Genomic DNA, 26,789 nt, shown 5'->3' with positions numbered 1-26,789 from the left:
GGGGGCGGGGGGGGGGGGGGGGGGGGGGGCGGCGGTGGCGCCCCCCCCGCCCCCCCCCACAGCAACACCCTGCGCTGGGTGGGGGGGGGGTGGCCCCGCGAAAGGGCCGCGTAGTGGCCCCGGTTGCCTTCACAGAGAACCTGCAATGCCGCTGTCGAACATCCAGATCCTGCACGAGGACGCGTCCATCCTGGTGATCAACAAGCCGACCCTGCTGCTGTCGGTGCCGGGGCGTGCCGAGGACAATAAGGACTGCCTGATCACCCGCCTGCAAGAAAACGGCTACCCCGACGCCCTGATCGTCCATCGCTTGGACTGGGAAACCTCCGGGATCATTCTGCTGGCCCGGGACGCTGACAGCCACCGCGAGCTGTCGCGCCAGTTCCACGACCGCGAGACCGAAAAAGCCTACACCGCGCTGTGCTGGGGCCAGCCTGCGCTGGACAGCGGCAGTATCGACCTGCCGCTGCGCTATGACCCGCCGACCAAGCCACGCCATGTGGTGGACCACGAACAGGGCAAGCATGCGCTGACCTTCTGGCGCATCGTCGAGCGCTGTGGCGACCACTGCCGGGTGGAGCTGACACCGATCACCGGGCGCTCGCACCAACTGCGCGTGCACATGTTGTCGATCGGCCACCCGCTGCTGGGCGACCGTCTGTACGCCAACCCCGAGGCGCTGGCCGCCCATGAACGACTGTGCCTGCACGCCTCGATGCTGAGCTTTACCCACCCGGTTTCGGGTGAGCGGTTGAAGTTCGAGTGCCCCGCACCTTTTTAAGCTGCACGCTTCAGGCTACACGCTGCAAGAAAAAGCCACGGCAGACCGCGTATGAGCTTGCTCCGCGGACTGCTCTTGCTTGAAGCTTGCGGCTTGAAGCTCGAAGCTCGAACGGAGTGATTTATGCGCGATGCCCTCAACGCTGGCCTGATCGAATTCCTCAAGGCCTCCCCGACGCCCTTCCACGCCACCGCCAGCCTCGTGCAACGCCTCGAAGCGGCCGGCTATCAGCGCCTGGACGAACGCGAAAGCTGGGCCACGGTGCCCGGCGGGCGCTACTACGTAACCCGCAACGATTCCTCGATCATCGCCGTCAAACTCGGCAAGCAATCGCCCCTGATCGGCGGGATCCGCATGGTCGGCGCCCACACCGACAGCCCGTGCCTGCGGGTCAAGCCGCAGCCCGAGTTGCAGCGCCAGGGCTTCCTGCAACTGGGGGTCGAGGTCTACGGCGGTGCACTGCTGGCGCCCTGGTTCGACCGCGACCTGTCACTCGCCGGGCGGGTGACCTTCCGCCGGGATGGCAAGGTCGAAAGCGCACTGGTGGACTTCAAGCTGCCGATCGCGATCATTCCGAACCTGGCGATCCACCTCAACCGTACCGCCAACGAAGGCTGGCAGATCAATCCGCAAAACGAGCTGCCGCCAATCCTGGCGCAGGTGGCGGGTGACGAACGCATCGATTTCCGCGCGCTGCTCACCGAGCAACTGGCCCGCGAGCATGAGCTGAACGCCGACGTGGTGCTGGATTACGAGCTGAGCTTCTACGACACCCAGAGCGCGGCACTGATTGGCCTGAACGGCGACTTCATCGCCGGCGCGCGCCTGGACAACCTGCTCTCCTGCTATGCCGGCCTGCAGGCGCTGCTCAGCGCCGATAGCGACGAAACGTGCGTATTGGTGTGCACTGACCACGAGGAAGTCGGCTCTTGCTCGGCCTGCGGCGCCGATGGCCCGATGCTTGAGCAGACCCTGCAGCGCCTATTACCCGATGGCGACGACTACGTGCGCACCATCCAGCGCTCGCTGATGGTTTCCGCCGACAACGCCCATGGCGTGCACCCCAACTACGCCGACAAGCACGACGGCAACCACGGCCCCAAGCTCAACGCCGGCCCTGTGATCAAGGTCAACAACAACCAGCGCTACGCCACCAACAGCGAAACCGCTGGGTTCTTCCGCCACCTGTGCATGGCCGAGGAAGTGCCCGTACAGAGCTTCGTGGTGCGCAGCGACATGGGCTGCGGCTCGACCATCGGCCCGATCACCGCCAGCCACCTGGGTGTGCGCACCGTGGACATCGGCCTGCCGACCTTCGCCATGCACTCGATCCGCGAGTTGTGCGGCAGCCATGACCTGGCGCATCTGGTGAAGGTGCTGGGCGCGTTCTACCGCAGCCGCGAACTGCCTTGATCATCGGCAGAGCCCGCCTCGATCACTGGGGTGGGCTCCGCTGACGAGGGATCGAGCAAGGCTTCCAGGTTAAGGCGACCCTTTGGGTCCCAGTTGATGTATTTCCACAGGGAGAAGTCCTCAGGCAGGCTGCCCTTCTCTGCCTCCGCAGTCGCTAACTGGCTCGCCACTTTTTCTCGTTCATTGGCAGGATAGTTCAGGCGTTCAGCCGGGGTCAGATGGTCAAGATACTCCAAATACCCCTTGAACAACGGGCGATCATCGCCGCTGCTAACGGCGTGCTCGATCAGGCGTGTGAAGTAATCATTATCGAGATGTGCTTTGGCCCGGAGCGCCGCACAGCGTTCTTCCTCGGTGTAATTTTTCTCGTCCTGCTCAATAGCAACTAACGCATCACGCCCCATCCCCCAGAATGGATTGTTACTGGGATCAACCTCCAGCTCCCGACGTTCGAGCAGATTCGCCAGATAGCTCACCACTTTATTGAAACGCTCGGCCTCGTCGGCCGTATAAGTCTCAGGGGGTGCCTTCTGCAAGAAGCCTTCATAACCTAGTTTAAAAAAACTGTAACTTATCCGATCAGCGAGGGCTGGAGTGCCATATATTTTGGCGTGAAGCGCTTTTGCGTCAACTATCTCTTCGGATATGGATAGCGACTCTGGCGAAAAGCTGACAGGATTTTGAGTCTCAGCTCCCTCCACACGCTCGGCCGAAGCGCGTACGGGCAGGCTGGAGCGAACTGAAAAGTTCTGCACATCGCTCGTGATCTTCATGAGCATTCCTCACATTAAATGAATGGACGCCAGCAGGCGCCCTCGAAACTTATTTAATTGTGAATCTCACCGTATAGTGATAAGGCATGTTCATGTCGATTTTTTCAAGGACGACAGTACAGTCAGCCTTTGTAGAACCTATAGACCTAGCGTCTTTCTTCCAAGTAGGAATATTGCTTGGAAACGACGCGATGTGGGAGACACTGAATCGGCATTTTTTGGCTCCGGATGCATACACAAAGCGCATACCAGAAATTGAATCAGCAAAGCTTGTGACAACAAAGGTAGACATTAATTGCGGGCCAACATCGGCCATTATTGGGCTGGCACTCCCCGACATGTGCTCATATGTATATTTTGCGATCACATTAGTCTTGTTATCAATTATCACGGTGGCCTTATTATTTCCCGCAAAGGCATAGTTGTTCGCCAACACCCCCAACAACACCCCTGCCCCAGACAAAACAACCTGCTTGAACATGACCAGTCCTCTACAAATCCCCACAAAGCGTGGTGAATGTTGTATCGGCCCATCGCTGATTTGCTGTGTAGGAAGCCGGTCTGATAAATACGTAGGAAAATTTACCTAACCCACCACCACCCCAAACTGTGATTCAAGTCATCTCGAAGCCTGCGCAACGCACTATGCTTGTAGATATCTGGTAAAGCACCGCAAGGACTGCCCCCATGTCCCCCTTCCTCTCCCTGTTCCTCCCGGTCTTCCTGTTCCTGATGGTCCTGACCATCGGCTTCAGCCTGCGCGAGCGTAATATCGGCGTGCTGATGATGGGGGTCGGCACCTTGGGTATCTTCGGCCTCACCTGCTGGAAGATCCTGGAGAAACTGCCCACATAAACCTCTACACTCGGTCCATCGTTTGACCTGAGGTAGATTTCCCGGTGCCTGCTCTCCTGCGTTGCCTGACGTTCCTGTTGCTGCTGTTGATCACCCCGGTGCACGCCGCCGGCTTGCCGGGGCTGCTGGGCAGCAGCGCCCCCGCCCAGCCCGAAGCCAGCGAGCCATTAGGCAAATCGCTGGACGAAGTGATCAAGAACCTCGAAAACGACCAGCAACGGGCAAAGCTGCTGGCTGACCTGAAGAAATTGCGCGACGCCACGAAGCAATCGCAACCCACCGTCGAGCAAGGCGTGCTGGGCCTGATCGGCGGTGCCCTGCACGATTTCGAGAAGCAGTTCAGCGGCGATGCCAGCCCGTTCGCCCGCTGGTCCCTGGAAATAGACCAGGCGGGGGACGAACTGAGCGCGTTGATCGTGCCGGTGCATCAATGGCCAGCGATTCTCTTCGGTTTCGCCGCGGTCATCGTGGTCTGGAGCCTGCTGGCCTACGCCTTCAACTGGATCGGGCACCGCGTCAGAGTACGCTTCGGCCTGACCGAGGAACTGCCGCAACACCCGCGCACCTGGGACCTGGTGCGCTTTGCCTTGCGCAAGCTCGGGCCATGGCTGGTGGCGCTGATCTTCACCGTGTACCTGAGCTTCGCCCTGCCCTCCTCGCTGGGCAAGTCCATGGCCATGGTACTGGCCTACGCACTGGTGGTCGGCACGCTGTTCTCGGCGATCTGCGTAATCGCTTTCTCGCTGCTCGACGGGCCGCACCGCCACCGCGCCCTGCACATCCTGCGTCACCAGGCATTTCGCCCGCTGTGGCTGATCGGCAGCTTCGCCGCCTTCGGCGAGGCGCTGAGCGATCCGCGCCTGACCGCCGCACTGGGCAGCCACCTGGCGCATGCCCTGGCAACCCTGGCCAACGTCGTTGCGGCGCTGTGCACCGGGCTGTTCATCCTGCGCTTTCGCCGCCCGATCGCCCACCTGATCCGCAACCAGCCGCTGTCGCGACGCCTGACCCGACGCACCCTGAGCGACACCATCGAGATCCTCGGCAGCTTCTGGTTCATCCCGGCGCTGATCCTGGTGGCGATCTCGCTGTTCGCCACCTTCGTCTCTGCCGGCGACACCAGCACTGCTCTGCGCCAGTCGTTGATGTGCACAGTGCTGGTGGTGGTGTGCATGGTGCTCAATGGGCTGGTACGCCGCCACGCAGCCAACCCCAAACGCGCCTCCCGGCGCCAGGCGGTGTACGCCGAGCGCCTGCGCAACTTTGGCTACCTACTGGTGCACCTGTTCATTTGGTTAGTGTTCATCGAGCTGGGGCTGCGGGTGTGGGGCCAGTCGATGATCAGCTTCGCCGAGGGCGACGGTCACGACGTCAGCCTGCGCTTGCTGGGGCTGGCCGGCACGCTGATCGTCGCCTGGCTGGTGTGGATCCTCGCCGACACCGCCGTGCACCACGCCTTGGTGCGCTCGCGCCGGGGCCTGGCCAACGCCCGCGCACAAACCATGATGCCGCTGATCCGCAACGTGCTGTTCGTGGTGATTTTCATCATCGCCGTGATCGTCGCCCTGGCCAACATGGGCATGAACGTCACCCCGCTGCTGGCCGGTGCCGGCGTGATCGGCCTGGCCATCGGTTTTGGCGCACAGTCGCTGGTCGCCGACCTGATCACCGGGTTGTTCATCATCATCGAGGACTCCCTGGCCATCGATGACTACGTCGACGTCGGCGGCCATCTGGGCACGGTCGAAGGCCTGACCATCCGCACCGTGCGCCTGCGAGACATTGACGGGATCGTGCACACGATTCCGTTCAGCGAGATCAAGAGCATCAAGAACTACTCCCGGGAGTTCGGCTACGCGATCTTCCGCGTGGCGATCCCGCACAGCATGAACATCGACCAGGCCATCGCGCTGGTGCGCGAGGTCGGGCAGAAGCTGCGCAGCGACCCACTGATGCGCCGCAACATCTGGTCGCCGCTGGAGTTGCAGGGGGTCGAAAGCTTCGAATCGGGCTCGGCGATCTTGCGGGCACGCTTCAAGACCGCGCCGATCAAGCAGTGGGAGGTGTCGCGGGCATTCAACCTGGCGCTCAAGCGCCAGCTCGACGAAGCCGGACTGGATCTGGCCACGCCGCGGTTGTCGGTGCAAGTGGTGACGGCCGGTGGCGGCAACATGGCCGACACCGCCTCATCCACCTGAACCCCGTCGTGGGGCAAATCGTGTCGGTATGCCGATGCGACTTGCCCCGCGCTGCTTGCCTACCCTGCCTCGGCCCGGATGCAAATCGCATCATGCCGCCAATACTCAAGATCACAGTCGATCAGGTGCCCATGCTGGTCGCTGTTGACCCGGGTGATGTGTAGCCCCGGGCTGCCTGCTGACACTTTCAAGGCACTCGCTGCCTCTGCCGGCAGGGCCGTTGGCAGGATCTCGAAGCATACCTTGCCATACTGGATGCGGTACTCGCGGGCATAGATCTCAGTCAGCGACTGGGCCAGGTCAAGGTTGAGGATTCCGGGAAAATATTGCGGGTTGAGGTAGTGCTCGGCATACAGCACCGCGCGCGCGTCGATGCGCCGCAGGCGGCAGATGCGCACCACACTCGACAGCGCCGGCAGGCGCAGACGCGCGCAAATAGCTGCCGGGGCCGGTTGCAGGCGCGCCGACAGTAGCTCGGTACTGGGCACACGGCCCTGAGCGCGGACCATGGCATGGAAGTGGCTGCGCTCGATCAAATCGTACGTCAGCCGCTCGGGCGCAACGAACCAGCCACGACGTTCCTCGCGGTAGATCAGGCCTTGGGCCTCCAACTGCACCAGCGCCTCGCGCAGGGTGATACGCGTGGTATCGAACACCTCGCTGAGCTTGCGTTCGGCCGGCAACTTGCCACCCGGCGTCAGCAAGCCGTGTTCGATCTGCTCCTGCAGCGCATGGCAGATGGCTGTTACCGCACGCGGTTGCGTCGCCTGCATCAAAGGTTACCTATCTGGACTAGTCCAGCCCCATAACAGGGCACGTGGAGAATAGTGCAAGCCTAGGCACAGCTGATGAACATCCTGTGACAAGGCCTTGGGCCAAGCCTTGCCAGATCCGGGCCAGCGCCCGCCATTGCTGGGGTTTGCAGTGGTCTACGCTGTAACTCCAAGGCCATCGACTTCCCCGGTCGGCCTGCGTCATACATCAAATTGTCACGCAAGCGGCCTACCTTGGCTCAAGGTTTGCTGACCTAGACCAACATCAGGCAGCCACAGGCTCGATTCATAACAACGACTGCAAGGCACCCACCCAAGGAGCTTCGGATGAAAAAGTTGTTCATGGCGTCACTGCTCGGTTCGGCCATCGCGTTGTCCACCTCGGCCATGGCCCAGGACCTCAAGGCCCTCGAAGAAGCGGCACGCAAGGAAGGCACGGTCAACAGCGTGGGCATGCCCGATGCCTGGGCCAACTGGAAAGGCACCTGGGACGACCTGGCCAAGAAATACGGCCTCAAGCACAGCGACACCGACATGAGTTCGGCTCAGGAAATCGCCAAGTTCGAGGCTGAAAAAGACAACGCCAGCGCTGACATCGGCGACGTCGGCGCCGCGTTCGGCCCGATCGCGGCCAACAAGGGTGTCACCCAGGCCTACAAGCCAAGCACCTGGGATCAGGTCCCGGCATGGGCCAAGGACCAGGACGGCCACTGGGCGCTGGCCTATACCGGCACCATCGCCTTCATCATCAACAAGGATCTGGTCAAGGAAGGCGAGCGCCCGACAACCTGGCACGACCTCGAAAAGGGCACGTACAAGGTCGCCATCGGTGACGTCGGTACTGCCGCCCAGGCCGCCAACGGCGTGCTTGCGGCTGCCATCGCCTACAAGGGCGATGAAGCCAACATCGAACCTGGCCTGCAATTGTTCACCAAGCTGGCCCAGCAGAAGCGTCTGTCGCTGGCCAACCCGACCATCCAGACCCTCGAGAAAGGCGAAGTGGAAGTCGGCGTGGTGTGGGACTTCAACGGCCTGAGCTACCGCGACCAGATCGACCCGAAACGCTTCGAGGTGCTGATCCCGTCCGACGGTTCGATCACCTCGGGCTACACCACCATCATCAACAAGTACGCCAAGCACCCGAACGCGGCCAAGCTTGCGCGCGAATACATCTTCAGCGATGCCGGGCAGACCAACCTTGCCATCGGCCATGCCCGGCCGATCCGTGCCGAGCACCTGAAGCTGCCCGCCGACGTGCAAGCCAAGCTGCTGCCCAACGAGCAGTACAAGGCGGCCCAGCCGATCAAGAACGCCGAAGCCTGGGAAGCGACCTCCAAGGCCCTGCCGCAGAAGTGGCAGGAGCAAGTGATCATCGAGATGGAATAAGGCAGCTTCAAGTTGCAAGCTGCAAGCTTCAAGTCAAAGCGAGGGTGGACAGGCCCGCTTCTTCTTGCAGCTTGTAGCTTGTAGCTTGCTTGCTGCTCCAATAGGAGCCGCCATGCAGCACAACGTCATCCTGGTCTTGCTCGACGGGCTCAACCACCAGGTCGCGCACCACGCCATGGGCCACCTGCACGCCTATGTCGAAGCCGACCGCGCCGCGCTGTACCGTGTCGAATGCGAGCTGCCGTCGCTGTCGCGGCCGCTCTACGAATGTATTCTCACGGGCGTGCCGCCAATCGACAGCGGCATCGTGCACAACAACGTCACTCGCCTGTCCAACCAGCGCAGCGTGTTCCACTACGCTCGCGAGGCTGGGTTGGGCACTGCGGCGGCGGCTTATCACTGGATGAGCGAGCTGTACAACCGCTCGCCGTTCGAACCCCTGCGTGATCGCCATACCCACGCGCCGAAACTGCCCATCCAGCACGGCCTGTTCTACTACGCCGATCATTACCCCGACTCGCATTTGCTGGCCGACGCCGAGTACCTGCGCCGACGCCATGCGCCGAACTTCCTGCTGGTGCACCCGATGAACATCGACGACGCCGGCCACCGCCATGGCCTGGACAGCAGCCAGTACCGCAACGCCGCACGCAGCGCCGATATCCTGTTGGCCGACTACCTGCCACGCTGGCTCGAAGAGGGTTACCAAGTGCTGGTGACCGCCGACCACGGCATGAACAACGACCGCTCGCACAACGGCCTTCTGGCCGAGGAGCGCGAAGTACCGTTGTTCGTGTTCGGTGATGGATTCAGCCTGGACCCTGCCGCCAAGCCCTTGCAGACCGAACTGTGCGGCACGATCTGCGAACTGCTGGGCGCCGCCCATGACAAAACCGTCTGCCGGGAGTTGCTCACGTGACGCCTACCACTTCCCGTAGCCGTGGCCGCTACCTGGCGCTGCTCTGCCTGCTGCCATTCGCGGCGTTTTTCATCGTCTTCCAGATCGCCCCGCTGGCGTGGGTAGCGATCAACAGCCTGCAAAGCGCAGGCGGCTGGGGCTTGGATAACTTCACCAAAGTGTTCGCCTCGAAGTTCTACCTGCAAGCGCTGCAACGCAGCCTTGAGATCAGTTTCTGGTCGAGCCTGTTCGGTATCCTCATTGCCGTCCTCGGCGCCTACTCGCTGCGCCAGGTGGACTCAAGGCTGCGCGACTTCGTCAGCGCCTTCGCCAACATGACCAGCAACTTCGCCGGTGTACCGCTGGCGTTCGCCTTCATCATCCTGCTGGGCTTCAACGGTGCGCTTACCCTGTTGCTCAAGCAGATCGGGTTGCTGGGGGACTTCAGCATCTACTCCAAGACTGGCCTGATCTTGGTGTACACCTATTTCCAGATCCCGCTTGGGGTGCTGCTGCTCTACCCAGCTTTCGACGCCTTGCGCGAAGACTGGCGCGAGTCCGCTGCGCTGTTGGGTGCCAGCCATTGGCAGTTCTGGCGGCACATCGGCCTGCCGGTGCTGACTCCTGCGCTGCTGGGCACCTTCGTCATCCTGCTGGCCAACGCGCTGGGCGCCTACGCCACGGTCTACGCCTTGACCACCGGCAACTTCAACGTGCTGCCGATCCGCATCGCTGCGCTGGTGGCCGGTGACATCACCCTCGACCCGAACCTGGCCAGTGCCCTGGCCATGGTGCTGGTGGGGCTGATGAGCGTAGTCACGGTGATCCATCAATGGCTGCTCAAGAGGAGCTACCATGCGCGCTGAAAAGACCTCTGGCGGGCTTTACCACCGCGTGGTGGTGTACCTGCTGTTCCTTATTCTGCTGCTACCGCTGGCCGGCACCCTGCTCTACTCGCTGGCTACCAGCTGGTCGGCCACCCTGCTGCCCAGCGGCTTGACCTTCAAGTGGTACATCGCACTCTGGAGCGAACCACGTTTTCTCGCCGCCTTCGGCCAGTCGCTGCTGGTGTGTGTCGGCGCGCTACTGCTGTCGGTGCTGCTGATCCTGCCGCTGCTGTTCGTGGTGCACTACCACTTCCCGCGCCTCGATGCGCTGATGAACGTGCTGATCCTACTGCCATTCGCGGTGCCGCCAGTGGTGTCCTCGGTGGGGCTGCTGCAGTTGTATGGCAGTGGGCCGATGGCCATGGTCGGGACGCCGTGGATCCTGATCGGCTGCTACTTCACCGTCGCGCTGCCGTTCATGTACCGGGCAATCACCAACAACCTGCAAGCGATCAACCTGCGCGACCTGATGGACGCTGCCCAACTGCTCGGCGCCAGCACCTGGCAGGCGGCACTGCTGGTGGTGCTGCCGAACCTGCGCAAGGGCTTGATGGTGGCCCTGCTGCTGTCGTTCTCGTTCCTGTTCGGCGAGTTCGTGTTCGCCAACCTGCTGGTGGGCACCCGCTACGAAACCTTGCAGGTGTACCTGAATAACATGCGTAACAGCAGCGGCCACTTCAACAGCGCGCTGGTGATCTCGTACTTCGCCTTCGTGCTGGTGCTGACCTGGGTCGCCAACCGCCTGAACAAGGACAAATCCTGAGATGAGCTTCGTCAGCGTCCAGAACCTGCAAAAAAGCTACGCCGGCAATCCGGTATTCGAACACATCGACTGCCAGATCCAACGCGGCGAGTTCGTCACCCTGCTCGGCCCCTCAGGCTGCGGCAAATCCACCTTGCTACGCTGCATCGCCGGCCTCACCCCGGTGGACAGCGGGCAGATCCTGCTCGATGGCCAGGACATCGTGCCGCTCAGTCCGCAAAAGCGTGGCATCGGCATGGTGTTCCAGAGCTACGCATTGTTCCCCAACATGACTGTGGAGCAGAACGTCGCCTTCGGCCTGCGCATGCAGAAGGTAAAGGCCGCCGAGAGCCAAGCGCGGGTAAGCGAAGCGCTTGAACTGGTAGAACTGGCCAGCTTCGCCGGGCGTTATCCGCACCAGCTGTCGGGCGGGCAGTGCCAGCGTGTGGCGCTGGCCCGCTCGCTGGTCACGCGGCCTCGCCTGCTGTTGCTCGACGAGCCGCTGTCGGCCCTCGATGCACGGATTCGCAAGCACCTGCGTGAGCAAATCCGCACCATCCAGCGCGAGCTGGGGCTGACCACGATCTTCGTCACCCATGATCAGGAAGAGGCACTGACACTGTCGGACCGTATCGTCCTGATGAACCAGGGGCGCATCGTCCAGAGCGGTGATGCCGAGACCCTCTACACCGCGCCTGTGGACCTGTTCGCCGCAGGCTTCATCGGCAACTACAACCTGCTCGATGCCGATAGCGCCAGTCGTCTGCTGGAGCGCCCAGTGACCAGCCGCCTGGCGATCCGCCCGGAGTCGATCAGCCTCGGCCTGCACGGTGCGCTCGACGCCGAGGTGCGCAGCCACAGCTTGCTGGGCAACGTGATCCGCTACCGCGTACGGGTGCGCGAGGTGGATCTGGTGGTGGATGTGCTCAACCGCTCGGCCGCCGATCTACACGCCGACGGGCAACGGGTATCCTTGTCGATCGACCCCACGGCGCTACGGGAAGTGGCCTAAGGAGACTCAACGCATGGCTTTGGCAATTTTCGATCTGGACGAAACCCTGATCCACGGCGACTGCGCGTCGCTGTGGAGCGAGCAGATGGCCCGCCTGGGCTGGGTAGACGGCGAGCGTTTCCTGCAGCGCGACCACGCGTTGATGGAGGCCTACGGCAAAGGTCACCTACAGATGGAGGACTACATGGCGTTCAGCCTGGAGCCGATCGCCGGGCGCACCCTGGAAGAAGTGGCACATCTGGTGGAGCCGTGGGTGGAGGACGTGATCGAGCCGATCATTTTCGGCGATGCCTGCCACTGTATCGCCGAGCACCGCAAGCGTGGCGACCGTATTCTGATCATCTCGGCCAGCGGCACGCACCTGGTCGGGCCAATCGCGGCTCGCCTGGGCGTAGACGAATACCTGGCCATCGAGCTGGAGGCGCTCAACGGGGTGTACACCGGCAAGACCCGCGGTGTGCTGACCTACCGTGAAGGCAAGATCACCCGGCTGCTGGAATGGCTGGACCAGGAGCAAGAAAATCTGGAAGGGGCGAGTTTCTATTCCGATTCGAGGAATGACTTGCCGCTGCTGCTGAAGGTGGACCATCCGTTCGCGGTAAACCCGGATGCGGTGCTCAGGGAGCATGCGCAGACCCATGGCTGGCCGGTGCTGAGCTGGAGCTGAAGCTTGTAGCACCCATCATGGATGCCCCCACAGGGACCACACTGTCGCTGAAACGACGGTGATCCTGTGGGAGCGGGTTTACCCGCGAACAGGCCGGGCCTGCTTATGCCAGGCTCGGGTCGATCACCATCACCAACTTGCCCGACACCTGGTTGCTCTCAAGCTCGGCATACGCCGCCTGGGCAAACTCGGCAGGGTAGGTGTCGACCAGTTGCGGCGACAACCGCCCTTCGGCGAACAGCGGCCATACCTGCTGGTGCAACTCGCGCAGCAACTCGGCCTTGAAGTCATCGTCGCGGTTACGCAGGGTGGAGCCGGTGATATTCAAGCGTTTGCCCAGCACCACCGCCAGGTCCAACTCGAACGTGCGCCCGCCCATCAAGCCGATGATCACCCAACGTCCATCACGCGCCAGCAGCTCAAGATTGAGCGGGCCATAGCTCGCCCCCACCGGGTCGAGGATCACATCGAACGGCCCGAAGTCCTTGAGCGCATCGAGGTTTGCATTGCGCACCACACCACCCGCCGCCCCCAGCGCCTGACAGTAAGCCAGACGCTCCGGGGAACCGACACTGACCCAGACAGGGCTGCCGAATGCCTTGCACAGCTGGATCGCCGCCGAGCCGACGCCGCTGGCGCCCGCGTGCACCAGGACCTTTTCGCCAGCCTTGAGCGCACCCAGCTGGAAAATGTTCAGCCAGGCCGTGGCATACACCTCAGGCAACGCGGCCGCCTCGTGCAGGCTCAGGCCCTCGGGCACCGGCAGCACATGCCCAGCATCCACCACCACTTCCTCGGCCATCGCGCCGCTGGCCAGCAATGCGCAGACCCGATCGCCAACGCGCCAATTGGCGCCGGCGCCGACTTCCTCGATCACCCCGGCGCATTCCAGACCCATGTACGGGCTGGCCCCCTGAGGTGGTGGGTACAAACCCTTCATCTGCAACAGGTCGGCACGGTTCAGCCCAGCGGCGGCCACTCGAATGCGTACCTGCCCTGTGTCGCAAGCCGGACGTTCGGCCTCGACCCAGGTGACATGTCCGTCAACGCCTTGCAATGCTTTCACAGTGCCTCCATAGTTGATTCATCAGCGAGCCTGGGGAACGCTTGTCCCCGGGCTTTTTGCAGTATTTGTCCGGCTCAATGGAACCGGCAACGGAAAAGACGGCCTACTATGCGTGATCAATTGCCTCCACGTCGAATCAGCATGAAGCATTTCCTCCCCAGCACCGCCCTCGCCCTCATGATCGGGCTTGGCAGCCTCACGCTCGGTGGCAATGCGGCCGCCGCCAACAAGTGGGACAGCCTGCAACCGGACCGTGACGAAATCGTCGCCAGCCTCAACGTGGTCGAGCTGCTCAAGCGCCACCACTACAGCAAGCCGCCGCTGGACGATGCCCGTTCGGTGATCATCTACGACAGCTACATCAAGTTGCTCGACCCCTCGCGCAGCTATTTCACCGCCGCCGATATCGCTGAGTTCGACAAGTGGAAGACGCAGTTCGACGACTTCCTCAAAAGTGGCAACCTCGACCCCGGCTTTACCATCTACAAGCGCTACCTGGACCGCGTGAAGCAGCGTCTGGACTTCGCCCTGGCCGAGCTGAACAAGGGCGTCGACAAGATCGACTTCACCGTCAAGGAAGACCTGTTGGTCGACCGCAAGGACGCCCCGTGGATGAAGAACCAGGCCGAACTCGACGAGTTGTGGCGCAAGCGCGTCAAAGACGAAGTGCTGCGCCAGAAGATCGCTGGCAAGGACTTCAAGCAGATTCAGGAAACCCTGATCAAGCGTTACAAGAACCAGGCCTCGCGCCTGGACCAGACCCGCGCCGAAGACATCTTCCAGGCTTACATCAACACCTTCGCGCAGTCCTACGACCCGCACACCAACTACCTCTCGCCGGACAACGCCGAAAACTTCGACATCAATATGAGTTTGTCGCTCGAAGGCATCGGTGCGGTGCTGCAAAGCGATAACGACCAAGTCAAGATCGTACGCCTGGTGCCAGCAGGCCCGGCGGCCAAGACCAAGCAGGTCGCGCCGGCCGACAAGATCATCGGCGTGGCCCAGGGCAACAAGGAAATGGTCGATGTGGTCGGCTGGCGCCTGGACGAGGTGGTCAAGCTGATCCGCGGTCCGAAAGGCTCGGTAGTGCGCCTTGAGGTCATTCCGGCCAGCAATGCGCCGAACGACCAGACCAGCAAGATCGTCTCGATCACCCGTGAAGCCGTGAAGCTCGAAGAGCAGGCGGCGAAGAAGTCGGTGCTCAAGCTCAAGCAGAATGGCCGCGACTACAAGCTCGGCATCATCGAGATCCCGGCCTTCTACCTGGACTTCAAGGCCTATCGCGCCGGTGACCCGGACTACAAGAGCACCACCCGCGATGTGAAGAAACTGCTGACCGAGCTTCAAAAAGAGAAGGTCGACGGCGTGGTCATCGACCTGCGCAACAACGGCGGCGGCTCGCTGCAAGAAGCTACCGAACTGACCAGCCTGTTCATCGAGAAAGGCCCCACCGTGCTGGTACGCAACAGCGACGGGCGTGTCGACGTACTCGAAGACGAAAACCCCGGCGCGTTCTACAAAGGCCCGCTGGCGCTGCTGGTCAACCGCCTGTCCGCCTCGGCATCGGAGATCTTCGCCGGCGCCATGCAGGACTACCACCGTGCGCTGATCATCGGTGGCCAGACCTTCGGCAAGGGCACCGTGCAGACCATCCAGCCGCTCAACCATGGTGAACTCAAGCTGACCCTGGCCAAGTTCTACCGGGTTTCCGGGCAGAGCACCCAGCATCAGGGCGTACTGCCGGACATCGCCTACCCGTCGATCATCGACACCAAGGAGATCGGCGAGAGCGCGCTGCCCGAGGCCATGCCATGGGACACCATCCGCCCAGTGGTCAAGCCTGCGGCCGATCCGTTCAAGCCGTTCCTGGCCCAGCTCAAGGCCCAGCATGACGCCCGCAGCGACAAGGACCCGGAGTTCGCCTATATCCGCGACCGTCTGGCCCTCACGCAACAGCTGATGAACGAGAAAACCGTCAGCCTGAACGAGCAGGATCGCCGTGCCCGCCACGATCAGATCGAGGCCAAGCAACTGGCGCTGGAGAACGTACGGCGCAAAGCCAAGGGCGAAGAACCGCTCAAGGAGCTGAAAAAAGAAGACGAGGACGCGCTGCCCGCCGAGCCGGACGACACCAAGCCCGAAGACGACGCCTACCTATCCGAGACTGGTCGCATCCTGCTCGACTACCTGAGCCTGAGCACCTCGGTGGCCAAGCACTGAGGTGATGGCAAAATAATGTGACTTGTCATCAAACAGTCATCGCGCTGTCGTGAAATAAAAGGGTCGGACATGCCTGTGTCTGGCCCTTTTTCATTCAGGAAAGCCGTCCATGACCGTCACCGAACAGCTCAGCGCTTTGAGCGCCATCCTGGCTCAACGTAGCGTCCACAGCCTGTTCCAGCCCATCGTTTGCCTGAGCGAGCGGCGCATCCTCGGCTATGAAGCCCTGAGCCGCGGCCCCTCCAATAGCCCACTGCACTCACCGCTGACGCTGTTCGCCGTGGCGCGCCAGGCCGAACGCCTGAGTGAGCTGGAAGTGCTGTGCCGGGCCACGGCCTGCCAGCGTTTCAGCGAGCAGGGCCTGGCGGGCAAGTTATTCCTGAATGTGTCGCCTGAGTCGCTCCTGGAACCGCACCACCCTTCCGGTCGTACGTTGAAGATGCTCGAACAGTTCGGCTTGTCGCCCAGCCAAGTGGTCATCGAACTGACCGAACAGACACCTACCGAAGACTTTCAACTGCTGTTCAACGCCCTGCACCACTACCGTGACATGGGTTTCTCGATTGCCCTGGATGACCTTGGCGCAGGTTATTCGAGCCTGCGCCTGTGGTCGGAGCTGCGCCCGGACTACGTGAAAATCGACCGCCACTTCATCGATGGTATCCACCAAGATCCGCTCAAGCGTGAGTTCGTCGGCTCCATCCTGCAGATCGCCCGTGCCTCACGCGCCCAGGTGATCGCCGAGGGCATCGAACTGGCCGAAGAGTTGGCCGTGCTCAGCGAAATGGGCATCGACCTGGTGCAAGGCTACCTGCTCGGTCGCCCCCAGGAGTTCCCGCCGCACACCCCGCCCCTGCTGCCGTCGCAGACCAATCAGGCACTGGCACTGAGCGAAGACAGCTGTGACTTGAGCGCACTGCTGATCCAGCAACCAGCGGTGCCCTCGGACACCGCCACCCAGCAGGTGCTCGACGCCTTCCGCCGCCAAGCCAACCTCAACTCCCTGGCAGTGCTGGACAGTGATGGCAAGCCCTGTGGCATCGTCCACCGGCATTCGCTGGCCGATGCCCTGTTGCAGCCATTCGGCACCGACCTGTACGCACGCAAGCCGATCAGCCGGCTGATGAGCGAGGACTTCCTGGCGGTGGAGCGCGGACAATCGCTGCAACAGGTCAGCCGCCTGCTCACCAGCCGCGCCCGGCAGCGTATCGAGGAAGATTTCATCATCACCCAAGGCGGACGCTACCTGGGCTTGGGCCGGGTGATCGACGTGCTGAAACTGATCACCGAACAGAAGCTGCAGCAGGCCCGGCACGCCAACCCGCTGACCTTGCTGCCGGGCAACGTGCCGATCCAGCAGTGCCTGGCACGCCTGCTGGAGCAGCGCCAGGCAGCAGCGGTGTGTTACGTGGACATCGACAGCTTCAAACCTTTCAACGATATCTACGGCTACGCCCGCGGCGATGAAGTGCTGCTGTGCCTGGCGCAGTGCCTGCACGAATGCGTCGATCCCAGGCGTGATTTCGTCGGGCATATCGGCGGGGATGACTTCATGCTGGTGTTGGGCTCCACGGACTGGCGCGAGCGCTTGCACACCTTGGTCCAGGCCTTTGCCCGCGAATGCCTGCGCTTCTATCGGGCCGAACACATCGCGGCCGGCTGCTTCATCGCCCACAACCGCTTGGGCCAGCGCGAGACCTTTGCCCTGCTGTCACTGTCGATCGGGGTGGTCTGGCTGGAGCCAGGCAGTGCAGAACACCTGGATGCCGGGCAATTGGCCGACCTCGCCTCGCAGGCCAAGCGCCAAGCCAAGGAAACACCAGGCTCCAGCCTGAGCCTGATCGATACCCGCCTGCCGGCCTGACAAAGCCTGCGATCAGGCCTGCTCTGGATACCGGTACTCGAACACCCGCACCACCTCCGAAGCATGCCAGGACGCAGCCTCCATGCCATCCACAGGCCCCGAGAAGCGCCCCAGGCGCTCGACACACTCGAAAAAACCGGTGCGCGGCAAGCGACTGGCACCTTGGCTGATCACCAGCGAACTGCGCAGCGGCTGCTCGGCACGGGCATCGAGCAAGGCCAGGTACTCCAATGCGGCGGTCAACGTCTGCATGGCGGGACTGGGCAATTGCAGGCGTTCGAGCAGCGCACGATAAGTGAGCAGGTGACGTTGACGGCGGGCCAGGTCAAGCTCGGTCAGCAGGCTTTCCCACTGCTGGCGGCTGATCCTGACCTGGCTCATGACGGCTCGCTCCAGCCGGCCACACCCAAGTGCCAAGCCAGCGCGCGCAGGATCGCCGCATCGGGGCGTCGCTCACCGGATTCGATCATCGCCAGATACGCCGGGCTGATGCCCACATTGCGCGCCAGCAGCTGCGCATCCATACCCTTGGCCTGGCGCAATGCCGCCAGGTCGGCGAGGCTGGAGAGGCTCGCAGGGGCCTCTTCGACTGGCGAGGTAACGGCTTCGGCCGATGCCTGGGCCGGCGCCTGGCCAGCGGCAGCGAGCAAGGCCTGGTATTGCGCCCAGGGAACCACTGCGTACTCGGGCTGACCGTCCCGGCTTATGACCTGAATACCCATTACAACCCCCTTAACATTGGATTACGGCATGTAATCCGTCGGCATAACACTTATGCCAATTATATTAGCAACCTCAGGGGTTCGCCGGGAATCACTGCCCTTGGCGCTCCAGGCGCAAGGCTTCGGGGGTATCCGGCAGACGCTCTACCACCCGTAGCTTCTCCGGCGCCTGACTGGCGCGCCACGCCTTGAAACGGGCCAGTTCGTCGCCGACGGTCTTCAGCACCCAGCCCAGCACGGCGATATCGTCGAGAAAACCCACGCCCAGCAACCAGTCCGGGATCGCATCCAGGGGGCTGACGAAATACAGCAGGCCCGCGACGATGGTCACCAGGGCTTTGGGGCTTACCGCACGGTACTCACCGCGCCACCAGGCCAGGCACAGCGCCTGGAGCAGACGTACGTCCTCGCGCAGTTGGCCAAGCTTAGGCCCCTTGCGAGCCACCGCGAACAGCAATGCTGGCAAGCGCCCGCGGCTGAGCAGGCGTTCGGCCAGGGGCAGGAAGCGGGCGAAATTCCAGGGTGCGCTCATGAAACCTCCAGAGGAGCAGGCAGGTTATCCACAAATATTGTGGATAACCTTGTGAACAGGACCGGCTTTGCGCCGTTTGGCGCCCGCCCGACAAGGGCCAGGCACGGATCGGGCGTTTTTTACACAGACGTTTCAGTGCCGCAAACGTTTTGCGACGGCAAAGGTCTTGGCGCTGCATCAGGTCTACTGTGTGCGACAGTGAATGACGCGCGCGGTTCGCGTCAAGTGATGCACAAAACGACGACGCCCCGTCGAAACGGGGCGTCGTGGATGACAGCGCGTGCCTTACTCGGCCGGGGTTGGCTCGGCGTCCTGCTTGGCAGGATCCTTGATGGCCAGCAGTTCCAGGTCGAACACCAGCACCGAGTTGGCGGGGATCAGCGGGCTCGGGCTCTGGGCGCCGTAGGCCAGCTCTGCCGGGATGTACAGCTTGTACTTCTCGCCGACATGCATCAGTTGCAGGCCTTCGACCCAACCAGGGATCACGCCGCTGACGGGCAGGTCGATCGGGCTGCCGCGCTCGACGGAGCTGTCGAAGACCTTGCCATCGATCAGCTTGCCTTCGTAGTGGACGGTGACCACATCGGTGGCTTTCGGCTGTGGGCCGTCGGCCTTCTTGACCACTTCGTACTGCAGGCCCGAAGCGGTGGTGACCACGCCAGGCTTCTTGGCGTTCTCTTCGAGGAATTTCTTGCCAGCAGCGGCGGCTTCTTCGCTGGCCTTGGCCAGGCGTTCTTCGGCGCGCTTCTGCAGGGCAGTGAAGGCTTCGACCAGCTCTTCGTCCTTGATGCGCTGTTCTTTCTTGCCTACCGCGTCCTCGATACCTTGGGCGACGGCTTTCGAGTCCAGGTCGTCCATGCCTTCCTGAGCCAGGCTCTTGCCCATGTTCAGGCCGATACCGTAGGAGGCTTTCTGTGCCGGCGTCTTGAGTTCGACGCTGCTGGTCTGGGCGTCGCAGCCCGCCAGTACCAGACTTACCAAGGCAACCGCTGCCGCCAGACGAGTGTGTTTCATGCTGATTCCTTGTTCATGCGCCATAAGGGCAAATCAGGGTAAAGCCGCGAGCTTAGCAGGCGGTCGGGACCAATGGCTACCGGCATAAGAGCGGGTTATGGGCTGGAAGTTCCTGGGTGAAAGGTTGTTCATCGAAGGGGGTGCAGCCACTGGCCAGTATTGACGGTTTTTCCGACATTGGCTTGGCTCACGATCTGTCAGGGATAATCCCCCGCCCGATACAACTGCGCCACCTCGCGCAGCACCTCGCACACCCACTGCGCCGGCAGGCTTTGCGCCAACGCGGCATTGCGGCAGATCCCCACCGACCCGCCCGGCTCACGCACGCCAAGGTCGAGTTCCGCCAGCTCACCGCGCCCCAGGTCAATCAGCACCGCATCGCGAGGCGCCACCCAGACCCCATCGCTGCCCAACAGATAGCGCCGGCTCAAAGCCAGCGACAGAGTTTCCAGGCGCTGCGCGGGCATCTGCATCCCGCCCTGCACGAACAGACTGTCGGCATGCTGGCGAATGGTCGTGCCCAGCGGCGGGAGCACCAGCGGGTAGCGCCCGACTTGCGAGCGATCCACCGGAGACCGTGCCAGCAACGGATGCCCAGGTCGCACTACCAACGCCATCGACTCGCTATACAGGTGCTCGAACGACAGCCCCTGGATTTGCGGGCTGTCGGTCATGCGCCCAACCACCAGCTCCAGCTCACCGAGGTGCAACTGTCCCAGCAACTGCGCACTCACGCCGGTCACCACACTGATCACCAGGCCCTCATGGCGCTGGTGCAGCCGGCACAACACCTCGGGCATCAACAACCCCTCGACGGTCGAGAGCACGCCGATACGCACCTGCGATGGTGCTCGCGCCGCGCCGCGCACGCTGCCTACGCCATCGCGCAGGGCCTGTACGCTGGGCCCGGCGTATCGCATGAAACGGGTGCCCGCCGGGGTCAGCTCGACACCCTGGCGGGTGCGTTCGAACAGCCGGGTTTCCAGCAAACCTTCAAGCTCCTTGAGGGTCTTGGAAATCGCCGGCTGGCTGATGGCGAGCACATCGGCGGCCCTGGCCAGGCTGCCCTGCCGGGCAATCTCCAGGAAGCACAGCAGATGGCGGAACTTGATGCGGGTATCGAGGTTCATGCCCGGCAGTTTATCCGTGCACGCCAACCCTGCAAGCGTCGCTATCGAGGGTAATCGCCTGGGGCGTGTCCGGGTCGCGCTGCTGGCGGCGGAACTGCCCCGGCGGCAGGCCGTGGATCTGCCGGAAACGGCGGCTGAAATAAGCCTCGTCGGCGAACCCGCACAAGCGCGCCACCTCGCCCACCGGCCGGCTGCCGTTGAGCAGGTAGTTGCGCGCGGCGTGCATACGCCGCTCCAGCACCAGTTCGCTGAAGGTCTTGCCCACCTCCTTGCGCAACCAGTGGGTCAGGTAGCTGGGCGCAAGATACGTGGCCGCCGCCACCTTGGGCAGGTTCAGGTCAGGGTCGTCGATGTGCCGGCGCAGGTAATCGCTCATGCGCCCCAGCGCCGCACGGCGGCTGTGCTCGGCGGCATTGCTCTCGGCCAACTGACGTAGCGGCTCGGCGTACAGGCTGCACACCCTGCCGATCAGTTGCAACAGCAAGCCCTTGAGCATCTCCCGGCTGCCGAAGCCCCGGTTAGCGTCCAGTTCACGCATTTGCTCGATCAAGGCCAGCACTTGGCTGAACTGTGTCGGGTCAAGGTGGAAGTCCAGGTGCTCCTGGAAGCGAAATGGCGACAGCTCCGGCGCCAGCAGGATCGACACGTCTTCCAGGTCCATGGGGTCGCAATCAAGGTGCGGCAGCAAGAAGGTCTGGGAGAAGTTGATCACCACGAAATCGCTCTCGGGCGGATGCGGGATCACATGCACCCGATGCGGCAGGATGAACGCCAGCGTATGCCGCGTGAACGGGCGTTGGGCTGCACCGATGTGCTGCACGGTGTCACCGCCGAGGTTGATCTGGATCTGGAAGTACGCATGGCGATGCGGTGCGGTTTCCGCCGGCCGACCGCGCGCGTCGCGGATGTGGAAATCCATCAGCTCGCAGCGCTCCTGCATGACGTAGGTGGGCACTTGGCGCTTGGGCGGCATGGGGGCTCCTGTGTGCTTGTGTCTGTGGACCTGCTCGCAGGGCACGCCGGGGGCCGGCGCACTCTGCGATTCTGCCGCCAGCCCCGAATGATCGCAATAAGTTGTACGACGTCCAAACTCATTGCACGACCGGCCAATTCAAAAAACGCCTCTCGCATGAATTGATAAAAAACATACAAATCAACAATTTAAATAAAAAATACTGGTTAAACCCTGCCCAGCGAGTTTCTTGGACAATCCCCCAACACCCGGCCTTCAGCGGAAAAAACGGTCTAAAAACCCCATTGATCCAAACAAGTTGTACGACCACCCTGGAATAGGACTGCAGCCCAACCTCTCCAAAAACAACAAACGAGGTCGACTCAATGTCGAGCACGCCCACTTCCCGTACCGCGCCTGCACCGTTCGCGCTGGACGCTGCGCCCACGCAACGCCTGCCCACCCGACGCCGCTGGTTCATGCTCGCCCTGCTGCTGGTGGCGACCATCATCAACTACGTCGACCGGGTCAACATCTCCATCGCCGCACCGTTCATGGCCAAGGATCTCGGCCTGGACAAGGTGCAGATGGGCCTGATTTTCTCCGCCTTCGCCTGGACCTACGCCCTGGCCCTGGTCCCCGCTGGCTTCATCGCCGACCGCTTCGGCTCGCGCCTGACCTACGGCGTGTCGCTGATCAGCTGGTCGGCGGTTACCGTGGCCCAAGGCCTGGCCACAGGCTTCGCCTCGCTGTTCGGCCTGCGCCTGGCGGTCGGCGCCATGGAGGCCCCTGCCTTCCCGGCCAACAGCCGCGCGGTCACGGTATGGTTCCCAGCCCGCGAACGCGGCATGGCCAGCAGCGTGTACGTGTGCGGCCAGTATCTGGGGACCGCACTGTTCACCGGCGCCCTGCTGTGGCTGGCGACCACCTACGACTGGCGACACGTGTTCTACAGCACCGGTATCGTTGGCATCCTGTTCGGCGTGGTGTGGCTGTTCCTGTACCGCGACCCGCTCACTTGCAAGAAGGTCAGTAAAGAAGAGCTGGCCTACATCGAACAGGGCGGCGGCCTGGTCAAGAGCAGCCAGCAGCGCACCCGCTTCGACTGGCGCCAAGTGGCCGAGCTGTTCCGCTACCGCCAGGTCTGGGCGATCTGCCTGGGCAAGTTCGCCAGCACCTCGGCGCTGTACTTTTTCCTCACCTGGTTCCCCACCTACCTGATCGAAGAGCGCCAGCTCACCCTGATCAAGGTCGGGATCTTCGCGGTGCTGCCGTTCATTGGCGCGACGGTGGGCATCCTGCTCGCAGGCATCGTCTCGGACCTGCTGATCCGCAAGGGTTACTCGCTGTCGTTCGCGCGCAAGCTACCGCTGGTGGTGGGCTCGATGCTGGGCATGTCGATCGTGCTGGTGAACTTCACCGACTCCAACGTGTTGTGCATCGCCGTGCTCACCCTGGCCTTCTTCGCCCAGGGCATCGCCTCTTCGTCGTGGGCCGCGGTCTCGGAGGTCGCGCCCAAGGAACTGATCGGACTCACCGGCGGCATCACCAGCCTGGCAGCCAACATTGGCGGGATCGTCACGCCAATCGTGATCGGTGCCATCGTGCATGCCAGCGGCTCGTTCGCCATGGCGTTCTGGTTCATCGGCGGCGTGGCGCTGATGGGCACGCTGTCGTACTCGCTGCTGCTGGGCAAGTTGTATCGGATCGAGTTGAAGACCGCTGCATGACAGTGCAGCTGTGGCCCATTCGCTGTGGGCCAGCACTGCCATTACAGAACCCGGATTTATCCAAACGCCCCCCGCTTTCGTCCAACTTCCTGCGGCCAGCGCTGATTACGCTGGCCACTCGCAACCAGAGGATCCCCCCATGACGTACCTGTTCAGCCCTCCGGCCATCGTCAGCCTGCCGATCCAAGGCAGCGACAAGCGCTTTCCCGTCGGCCGGGTATTCTGCCTGGGCCGCAACTACCCCTGGCCAAACGCCAGCGACCCGGCGCCGAGCGAGCCGGTGTTCTTCATGAAGCCCGCCTGCAACGTGGTCGAAGCCTCAGGCGAGCTGCCTTACGCCCCGGCCACCGAGGAGTTCTGCCACGAGATCGAACTGGTGGTGGCCATTGGCACCGGAGGCGCCAACCTCGACGCCGCCAACGCCCTGGAGCACGTGTTCGGCTATGCCGCAGGCCTGGACCTGACCCGCCGCGACCGTCAACGCCAAGCCAAGCAGCACGGCCTGCCATGGGAGGGCGCCAAGGTGTTCGAGGCCGCCGCACCGATGACCGCCATCACCCAGGCCGCCTGGCCGCTGGACGCCGAGCTATGGCTCAAGGTCAACGGCCAGGAGCGCCAGCGCGCACACCTGTCGCAGCAGACCTGGCCACTGGCCGAAGTGATCGCCCGCCTCTCGCACCTGCTACCGCTGCGTCCGGGCGACCTGATCATGACCGGCAGCCCGCCCGGCGTCGCGCCGCTGGAGCCCGGCGATGTGATCCATGCCGGTATCGACGGCATCGCTGAACTGACCCTGCGGGTAGGCCCGCGCCCTACTTCCCAAGCCGCCTGAAGCTGGAGTCGAACATGTCGCAAGCACACAACAAGAAAGTTGCACTGGTGACCGGCGCCGGCAGCGGCATCGGCCGCGCAGTGGCACTGGCCCTGCTCGAGGACGGTTTCAGCCTAGTGCTGGCAGGCCGTCGCGCAGAGCCGTTGCAGGCCCTGGCCGAGCAAGCCCGTGCCGCAGGCCGCGAGGCTATGGCGGTGCCCACCGACGTACGTGACGAACACAGCGTAGCCGCGCTATTCGCGGCCATCGAGCAGGTGCACGGGCGCCTGGACCTGATCTTCAACAACGCCGGCATCAACGCCCCCGCAGTGCCCATCGACGAGCTGGCGCTGGAGAACTGGCGCAACGTGGTCGCTACCAACATCGACGGTGTGTTCCTGTGTGCCCGTGCCGCCTTTGGCCTGATGCGTCGCCAGCAACCACAAGGAGGGCGAATCATCAACAACGGTTCGATCTCGGCGCACACACCGCGCCCGTTCACCGGCCCGTACACCGCCAGCAAGCACGCGGTACTCGGCCTGACCAAGGCCCTGGCGCTGGATGGTCGCCCCTACAACATCGTCTGCAGCCAGGTGGATATCGGCAACGCCCTGACCGAGCTGTCCGAGCGCATGACCCGTGGTGTGCGCCAGGCCAACGGCGATATCGCCCCCGAGCCGATGCTCGACGTGCGCCACGTGGCCGACGCGGTGCGCTACATCGCGGCGCTGCCGCTGGATGCCAACGTCCTCAACATGACCGTGATGGCCAGCAACATGCCGTTCGTTGGGCGTGGCTGAGCCCCGCCCCGCTTGCACCTTGCCCCCATCGATTGCACCGGAGTACCCCATGAAGCCCGAAATCCTGCAACTGAGCCCGATCCTCATCCCGCAAATCCGCGAGCGCCTGGAAAGCCTGTTCAGCGTGCACCGCTATTACGAGCAAGCCGACAAAGAGGCCTACCTCGATGCCCACGGCGCCAGCATCCGTGGCGTCATCACCGGCGGCCATACCGGCATCAGCCAGGCGCTGATGGCTCGCCTGCCCAGGCTCGAAGTGGTCGCGGTGAACGGTGTGGGCACCGATGCGGTTGACCTGGCCTATGCCCGCGACCGAGGCATCCAAGTCACCGCCACCCTCGGTGCACTGACCGAAGACGTGGCCGACCTGGCCATCGGTTTGCTGATCAGCGTCTGCCGTGGTATCTGCACCGGCGACCGCTTCGTGCGCGCCGGCCACTGGGCAACCAGCCCCACCCCGCTGGCACCACTGCCGCTGGCACGCCAGGTGTCGGGCATGCGCGTGGGTATCGTCGGCATGGGCCGGGTTGGCCGCGCGGTGGCCCAGAGAGCCGCCGCCTTCGGCTGCCCGATCGCCTACACCGACTTGCAGGCGCAGGACGTGCCCTACACCTTCGAAGCGGACCTTGCGCAACTGGCCCGCAACAGCGACGCACTCATACTCGCCGCAGCAGCCGACAAGGGTGAGGCGTTGATCACCCGTGACGTCCTCAAAGCACTCGGCAGCGAGGGTTACCTGATCAACATCGCCCGCGGCAAACTGGTCGACGAGCCGGCGCTGCTCGCTGCTCTACAAGCCGGTGAAATCGCCGGCGCCGCGCTGGATGTATTCGCCGACGAGCCGCGCGCCCCCGAGGCGTTGTTCGAACGCGAAGACGTGGTGCTGCAACCGCACCGTGCCAGCGCCACCGTGCAGACCCGCACGCGCATGGGCGAAATGGTCGTGGCAAGCCTGGTGGACGTGTTCGCCGGGCGCACGCCGCAAGGGCTGGTGCTGTGACCTAGGCAAAATGCCAGCACGGGCGATTCGGCCAAACCTGTCACAGCCGCATCGCCTGGCGCTTGCAGCCTGCGCATCGAAGCTTTAGCGTGTGCCGCTTCGACGCAAGGAGCAGCGCCATGGCCGCCTACCTTACCCAGGACCTGACCCTGGAACTGGGCGATGAAACGCCCGAAGACACCAGCATGAACATGCTCGCCTTCCGCGAGCGTGGCACCAGCCTGGTGATCGCCCGCAGCCCGCTGCCGCTGGGGCAGACACTGCAAGACTTCTATCAGCAGCAACTGACCCAGTTGCGCGAACGCCTCGGCGCCACCATCAGCGAGCCGCAAGCAGCAATCGCTGGCGTTGCCCGAGACATCCAAGGGCTGGAAACCAGCTTGCACTTCAAGCGCGGCGAGGTGCTGTCGTATCAGCGCCAACTGGTCTACGTCCTAAACGGGCAAAACCGCTTCGTGGCCCTCAGCTACACCAAGCAGACGCCCCTGCAAGCGGCCGACCTCGCCCACTGGGAAGCCATCAAGGCCGGCCTGCGACTGAACTAACCCCGATATCCGAGA

General features: G+C 63.1%; 27 protein-coding genes. 17 read left to right on the top strand and 10 right to left on the bottom strand.

Annotation, left to right across the window (positions count from 1 at the left end; all coding sequences use genetic code 11):
* Positions 1–145 precede the first annotated feature (145 nt).
* Both ACNFIC_RS22850 and ACNFIC_RS22845 read left to right on the top strand, forming a co-directional pair.
* Positions 146–781 (top strand): RluA family pseudouridine synthase, encoded by a 636-nt coding sequence (locus ACNFIC_RS22850; RefSeq protein ID WP_138219564.1) that lies wholly within the window; start codon positions 146–148, stop codon positions 779–781.
* 123 nt (positions 782–904) lie between these two features.
* Positions 905–2,194, top strand: a complete 1,290-nt coding sequence (locus ACNFIC_RS22845) for a M18 family aminopeptidase (RefSeq protein ID WP_138219565.1) — start codon at positions 905–907, stop codon at positions 2,192–2,194.
* Here the strand turns inward: ACNFIC_RS22845 and ACNFIC_RS22840 are convergent.
* Together ACNFIC_RS22840 and ACNFIC_RS22835 are read right to left on the bottom strand one after the other, a co-directional pair.
* Complete coding sequence (locus ACNFIC_RS22840; RefSeq protein ID WP_138219566.1) at positions 2,170–2,967, bottom strand: hypothetical protein; 798 nt, start codon at positions 2,965–2,967, stop codon at positions 2,170–2,172. The genes ACNFIC_RS22845 and ACNFIC_RS22840 overlap by 25 nt on opposite strands.
* A 49-nt stretch (positions 2,968–3,016) precedes the next feature.
* Positions 3,017–3,448 (bottom strand): hypothetical protein, encoded by a 432-nt coding sequence (locus ACNFIC_RS22835; RefSeq protein WP_416782120.1) that lies wholly within the window; start codon positions 3,446–3,448, stop codon positions 3,017–3,019.
* A 206-nt stretch (positions 3,449–3,654) separates the two neighbouring features.
* Here ACNFIC_RS22835 and ACNFIC_RS22830 point away from each other — a divergent pair, with 206 nt between their 5' ends.
* Positions 3,655–3,822 (top strand): hypothetical protein, encoded by a 168-nt coding sequence (locus tag ACNFIC_RS22830; RefSeq protein WP_171030947.1) that lies wholly within the window; start codon positions 3,655–3,657, stop codon positions 3,820–3,822.
* A gap of 44 nt (positions 3,823–3,866) precedes the next feature.
* Positions 3,867–6,020, top strand: a complete 2,154-nt coding sequence (locus ACNFIC_RS22825) for a mechanosensitive ion channel family protein (protein ID WP_416782119.1) — start codon at positions 3,867–3,869, stop codon at positions 6,018–6,020.
* Between the two features lie 59 nt (positions 6,021–6,079).
* On the opposite strand, the gene phnR is transcribed toward ACNFIC_RS22825, so the two are convergent.
* Positions 6,080–6,793 carry a phosphonate utilization transcriptional regulator PhnR gene (gene phnR / locus ACNFIC_RS22820; RefSeq protein ID WP_416782118.1) on the bottom strand — a complete coding sequence of 238 codons (714 nt, stop codon included), beginning with the start codon at positions 6,791–6,793 and terminating at the stop codon, positions 6,080–6,082.
* Between the two features lie 327 nt (positions 6,794–7,120).
* Here phnR and ACNFIC_RS22815 point away from each other — a divergent pair, with 327 nt between their 5' ends.
* The 6 genes from ACNFIC_RS22815 to ACNFIC_RS22790 all read left to right on the top strand — a co-directional run bounded on the left by ACNFIC_RS22815 (position 7,121) and on the right by ACNFIC_RS22790 (position 12,385).
* Positions 7,121–8,179, top strand: a complete 1,059-nt coding sequence (locus ACNFIC_RS22815) for an ABC transporter substrate-binding protein (RefSeq protein ID WP_138219569.1) — start codon at positions 7,121–7,123, stop codon at positions 8,177–8,179.
* Between the two features lie 112 nt (positions 8,180–8,291).
* Complete coding sequence (locus ACNFIC_RS22810) at positions 8,292–9,098, top strand: alkaline phosphatase family protein (RefSeq protein ID WP_416782116.1); 807 nt, start codon at positions 8,292–8,294, stop codon at positions 9,096–9,098.
* The gene (locus tag ACNFIC_RS22805; protein ID WP_138219571.1) at positions 9,095–9,943 is read left to right on the top strand and encodes an ABC transporter permease; all 849 of its coding nucleotides are present in this window, start codon (positions 9,095–9,097) and stop codon (positions 9,941–9,943) included. The genes ACNFIC_RS22810 and ACNFIC_RS22805 overlap by 4 nt, the downstream gene beginning before the upstream one ends.
* Positions 9,933–10,727: an ABC transporter permease gene (locus tag ACNFIC_RS22800; RefSeq protein WP_138219572.1), complete on the top strand. Its 795-nt coding sequence runs from the start codon at positions 9,933–9,935 to the stop codon at positions 10,725–10,727. The genes ACNFIC_RS22805 and ACNFIC_RS22800 overlap by 11 nt, the downstream gene beginning before the upstream one ends.
* A gap of 1 nt (position 10,728) precedes the next feature.
* Complete coding sequence (locus ACNFIC_RS22795; protein WP_138219573.1) at positions 10,729–11,718, top strand: ABC transporter ATP-binding protein; 990 nt, start codon at positions 10,729–10,731, stop codon at positions 11,716–11,718.
* 13 nt (positions 11,719–11,731) lie between these two features.
* Entirely contained in the window at positions 11,732–12,385 is a 654-nt protein-coding gene (locus tag ACNFIC_RS22790; protein ID WP_416782114.1) for an HAD family hydrolase, read from the top strand.
* A gap of 103 nt (positions 12,386–12,488) precedes the next feature.
* Here the strand turns inward: ACNFIC_RS22790 and ACNFIC_RS22785 are convergent, their stop codons facing one another.
* The gene (locus ACNFIC_RS22785; RefSeq protein WP_416782113.1) at positions 12,489–13,451 is read right to left on the bottom strand and encodes an NAD(P)H-quinone oxidoreductase; all 963 of its coding nucleotides are present in this window, start codon (positions 13,449–13,451) and stop codon (positions 12,489–12,491) included.
* 141 nt (positions 13,452–13,592) lie between these two features.
* Between ACNFIC_RS22785 and ACNFIC_RS22780 the strand changes: the two genes are divergently transcribed.
* Both ACNFIC_RS22780 and ACNFIC_RS22775 read left to right on the top strand, forming a co-directional pair.
* Positions 13,593–15,674, top strand: coding sequence for a carboxy terminal-processing peptidase (locus tag ACNFIC_RS22780; protein WP_171030948.1), 2,082 nt, complete (start codon positions 13,593–13,595; stop codon positions 15,672–15,674).
* A 109-nt stretch (positions 15,675–15,783) separates the two neighbouring features.
* The gene (locus ACNFIC_RS22775; RefSeq protein WP_416782111.1) at positions 15,784–17,538 is read left to right on the top strand and encodes a GGDEF domain-containing protein; all 1,755 of its coding nucleotides are present in this window, start codon (positions 15,784–15,786) and stop codon (positions 17,536–17,538) included.
* 12 nt (positions 17,539–17,550) lie between these two features.
* Here the strand turns inward: ACNFIC_RS22775 and ACNFIC_RS22770 are convergent, their stop codons facing one another.
* The 6 genes from ACNFIC_RS22770 to ACNFIC_RS22745 form a co-directional block, all read right to left on the bottom strand.
* Positions 17,551–17,919 carry a hypothetical protein gene (locus tag ACNFIC_RS22770; protein WP_138219578.1) on the bottom strand — a complete coding sequence of 123 codons (369 nt, stop codon included), beginning with the start codon at positions 17,917–17,919 and terminating at the stop codon, positions 17,551–17,553.
* Positions 17,916–18,260 carry a helix-turn-helix domain-containing protein gene (locus ACNFIC_RS22765; RefSeq protein WP_138219579.1) on the bottom strand — a complete coding sequence of 115 codons (345 nt, stop codon included), beginning with the start codon at positions 18,258–18,260 and terminating at the stop codon, positions 17,916–17,918. Before ACNFIC_RS22765 ends, ACNFIC_RS22770 begins: the two co-directional genes overlap by 4 nt.
* 91 nt (positions 18,261–18,351) lie before the next feature.
* Complete coding sequence (locus tag ACNFIC_RS22760) at positions 18,352–18,792, bottom strand: YkvA family protein (RefSeq protein ID WP_138219580.1); 441 nt, start codon at positions 18,790–18,792, stop codon at positions 18,352–18,354.
* Positions 18,793–19,077: 285 nt separating this feature from the next.
* On the bottom strand, positions 19,078–19,806 hold the full coding sequence (locus ACNFIC_RS22755; RefSeq protein WP_138219581.1) for an FKBP-type peptidyl-prolyl cis-trans isomerase: 729 nt from the start codon (positions 19,804–19,806) through the stop codon (positions 19,078–19,080).
* 197 nt (positions 19,807–20,003) lie between these two features.
* A complete protein-coding gene (gene pcaQ / locus ACNFIC_RS22750; protein ID WP_138219582.1) occupies positions 20,004–20,936 on the bottom strand; it encodes a pca operon transcription factor PcaQ in 933 nt (310 codons plus the stop codon).
* Between the two features lie 10 nt (positions 20,937–20,946).
* The gene (locus ACNFIC_RS22745) at positions 20,947–21,909 is read right to left on the bottom strand and encodes a helix-turn-helix transcriptional regulator (RefSeq protein WP_138219583.1); all 963 of its coding nucleotides are present in this window, start codon (positions 21,907–21,909) and stop codon (positions 20,947–20,949) included.
* Positions 21,910–22,274: 365 nt separating this feature from the next.
* Between ACNFIC_RS22745 and ACNFIC_RS22740 the strand changes: the two genes are divergently transcribed.
* From ACNFIC_RS22740 to ACNFIC_RS22720, 5 genes are all read left to right on the top strand, one after another.
* The gene (locus ACNFIC_RS22740; protein WP_138219584.1) at positions 22,275–23,618 is read left to right on the top strand and encodes an MFS transporter; all 1,344 of its coding nucleotides are present in this window, start codon (positions 22,275–22,277) and stop codon (positions 23,616–23,618) included.
* 139 nt (positions 23,619–23,757) lie between these two features.
* Positions 23,758–24,450, top strand: coding sequence for a fumarylacetoacetate hydrolase family protein (locus ACNFIC_RS22735; RefSeq protein ID WP_138219585.1), 693 nt, complete (start codon positions 23,758–23,760; stop codon positions 24,448–24,450).
* A 14-nt stretch (positions 24,451–24,464) separates the two neighbouring features.
* A complete protein-coding gene (locus tag ACNFIC_RS22730) occupies positions 24,465–25,229 on the top strand; it encodes an SDR family oxidoreductase (RefSeq protein WP_138219586.1) in 765 nt (254 codons plus the stop codon).
* A 49-nt stretch (positions 25,230–25,278) separates the two neighbouring features.
* On the top strand, positions 25,279–26,229 hold the full coding sequence (locus ACNFIC_RS22725; RefSeq protein WP_138219587.1) for a 2-hydroxyacid dehydrogenase: 951 nt from the start codon (positions 25,279–25,281) through the stop codon (positions 26,227–26,229).
* A gap of 119 nt (positions 26,230–26,348) precedes the next feature.
* The gene (locus tag ACNFIC_RS22720) at positions 26,349–26,774 is read left to right on the top strand and encodes a DcrB-related protein (RefSeq protein WP_138219588.1); all 426 of its coding nucleotides are present in this window, start codon (positions 26,349–26,351) and stop codon (positions 26,772–26,774) included.
* The last annotated feature ends 15 nt before the right edge of the window (positions 26,775–26,789 follow it).

The sequence above is a fragment of the Pseudomonas sp. NY15463 genome (assembly GCF_048068415.1).
Classification (GTDB): Bacteria; Pseudomonadota; Gammaproteobacteria; order Pseudomonadales; family Pseudomonadaceae; genus Aquipseudomonas; species Aquipseudomonas mosselii_C.
Note: the sequence above shows the minus strand (reverse complement) of the source record. Positions and strands in the feature narration are given on the sequence as shown.

What these genes read in the sequence shown, in the direction of transcription:
- ACNFIC_RS22850 (WP_138219564.1), top strand. Translation starts at nt 146, where the DNA reads ATGCCGCTGTCGAACATCCAGATCCTGCACGAGGACGCGTCCATCCTG.
- ACNFIC_RS22845 (WP_138219565.1), top strand. Translation starts at nt 905, where the DNA reads ATGCGCGATGCCCTCAACGCTGGCCTGATCGAATTCCTCAAGGCCTCC.
- ACNFIC_RS22840 (WP_138219566.1), bottom strand. Translation starts at nt 2,967, where the DNA reads ATGAAGATCACGAGCGATGTGCAGAACTTTTCAGTTCGCTCCAGCCTG.
- ACNFIC_RS22835 (WP_416782120.1), bottom strand. Translation starts at nt 3,448, where the DNA reads ATGTTCAAGCAGGTTGTTTTGTCTGGGGCAGGGGTGTTGTTGGGGGTG.
- ACNFIC_RS22830 (WP_171030947.1), top strand. Translation starts at nt 3,655, where the DNA reads ATGTCCCCCTTCCTCTCCCTGTTCCTCCCGGTCTTCCTGTTCCTGATG.
- phnR (WP_416782118.1), bottom strand. Translation starts at nt 6,793, where the DNA reads ATGCAGGCGACGCAACCGCGTGCGGTAACAGCCATCTGCCATGCGCTG.
- ACNFIC_RS22815 (WP_138219569.1), top strand. Translation starts at nt 7,121, where the DNA reads ATGAAAAAGTTGTTCATGGCGTCACTGCTCGGTTCGGCCATCGCGTTG.
- ACNFIC_RS22810 (WP_416782116.1), top strand. Translation starts at nt 8,292, where the DNA reads ATGCAGCACAACGTCATCCTGGTCTTGCTCGACGGGCTCAACCACCAG.
- ACNFIC_RS22800 (WP_138219572.1), top strand. Translation starts at nt 9,933, where the DNA reads ATGCGCGCTGAAAAGACCTCTGGCGGGCTTTACCACCGCGTGGTGGTG.
- ACNFIC_RS22795 (WP_138219573.1), top strand. Translation starts at nt 10,729, where the DNA reads ATGAGCTTCGTCAGCGTCCAGAACCTGCAAAAAAGCTACGCCGGCAAT.
- ACNFIC_RS22790 (WP_416782114.1), top strand. Translation starts at nt 11,732, where the DNA reads ATGGCTTTGGCAATTTTCGATCTGGACGAAACCCTGATCCACGGCGAC.
- ACNFIC_RS22780 (WP_171030948.1), top strand. Translation starts at nt 13,593, where the DNA reads ATGAAGCATTTCCTCCCCAGCACCGCCCTCGCCCTCATGATCGGGCTT.
- ACNFIC_RS22775 (WP_416782111.1), top strand. Translation starts at nt 15,784, where the DNA reads ATGACCGTCACCGAACAGCTCAGCGCTTTGAGCGCCATCCTGGCTCAA.
- ACNFIC_RS22770 (WP_138219578.1), bottom strand. Translation starts at nt 17,919, where the DNA reads ATGAGCCAGGTCAGGATCAGCCGCCAGCAGTGGGAAAGCCTGCTGACC.
- ACNFIC_RS22765 (WP_138219579.1), bottom strand. Translation starts at nt 18,260, where the DNA reads ATGGGTATTCAGGTCATAAGCCGGGACGGTCAGCCCGAGTACGCAGTG.
- ACNFIC_RS22760 (WP_138219580.1), bottom strand. Translation starts at nt 18,792, where the DNA reads ATGAGCGCACCCTGGAATTTCGCCCGCTTCCTGCCCCTGGCCGAACGC.
- ACNFIC_RS22755 (WP_138219581.1), bottom strand. Translation starts at nt 19,806, where the DNA reads ATGAAACACACTCGTCTGGCGGCAGCGGTTGCCTTGGTAAGTCTGGTA.
- pcaQ (WP_138219582.1), bottom strand. Translation starts at nt 20,936, where the DNA reads ATGAACCTCGATACCCGCATCAAGTTCCGCCATCTGCTGTGCTTCCTG.
- ACNFIC_RS22745 (WP_138219583.1), bottom strand. Translation starts at nt 21,909, where the DNA reads ATGCCGCCCAAGCGCCAAGTGCCCACCTACGTCATGCAGGAGCGCTGC.
- ACNFIC_RS22740 (WP_138219584.1), top strand. Translation starts at nt 22,275, where the DNA reads ATGTCGAGCACGCCCACTTCCCGTACCGCGCCTGCACCGTTCGCGCTG.
- ACNFIC_RS22735 (WP_138219585.1), top strand. Translation starts at nt 23,758, where the DNA reads ATGACGTACCTGTTCAGCCCTCCGGCCATCGTCAGCCTGCCGATCCAA.
- ACNFIC_RS22730 (WP_138219586.1), top strand. Translation starts at nt 24,465, where the DNA reads ATGTCGCAAGCACACAACAAGAAAGTTGCACTGGTGACCGGCGCCGGC.
- ACNFIC_RS22725 (WP_138219587.1), top strand. Translation starts at nt 25,279, where the DNA reads ATGAAGCCCGAAATCCTGCAACTGAGCCCGATCCTCATCCCGCAAATC.
- ACNFIC_RS22720 (WP_138219588.1), top strand. Translation starts at nt 26,349, where the DNA reads ATGGCCGCCTACCTTACCCAGGACCTGACCCTGGAACTGGGCGATGAA.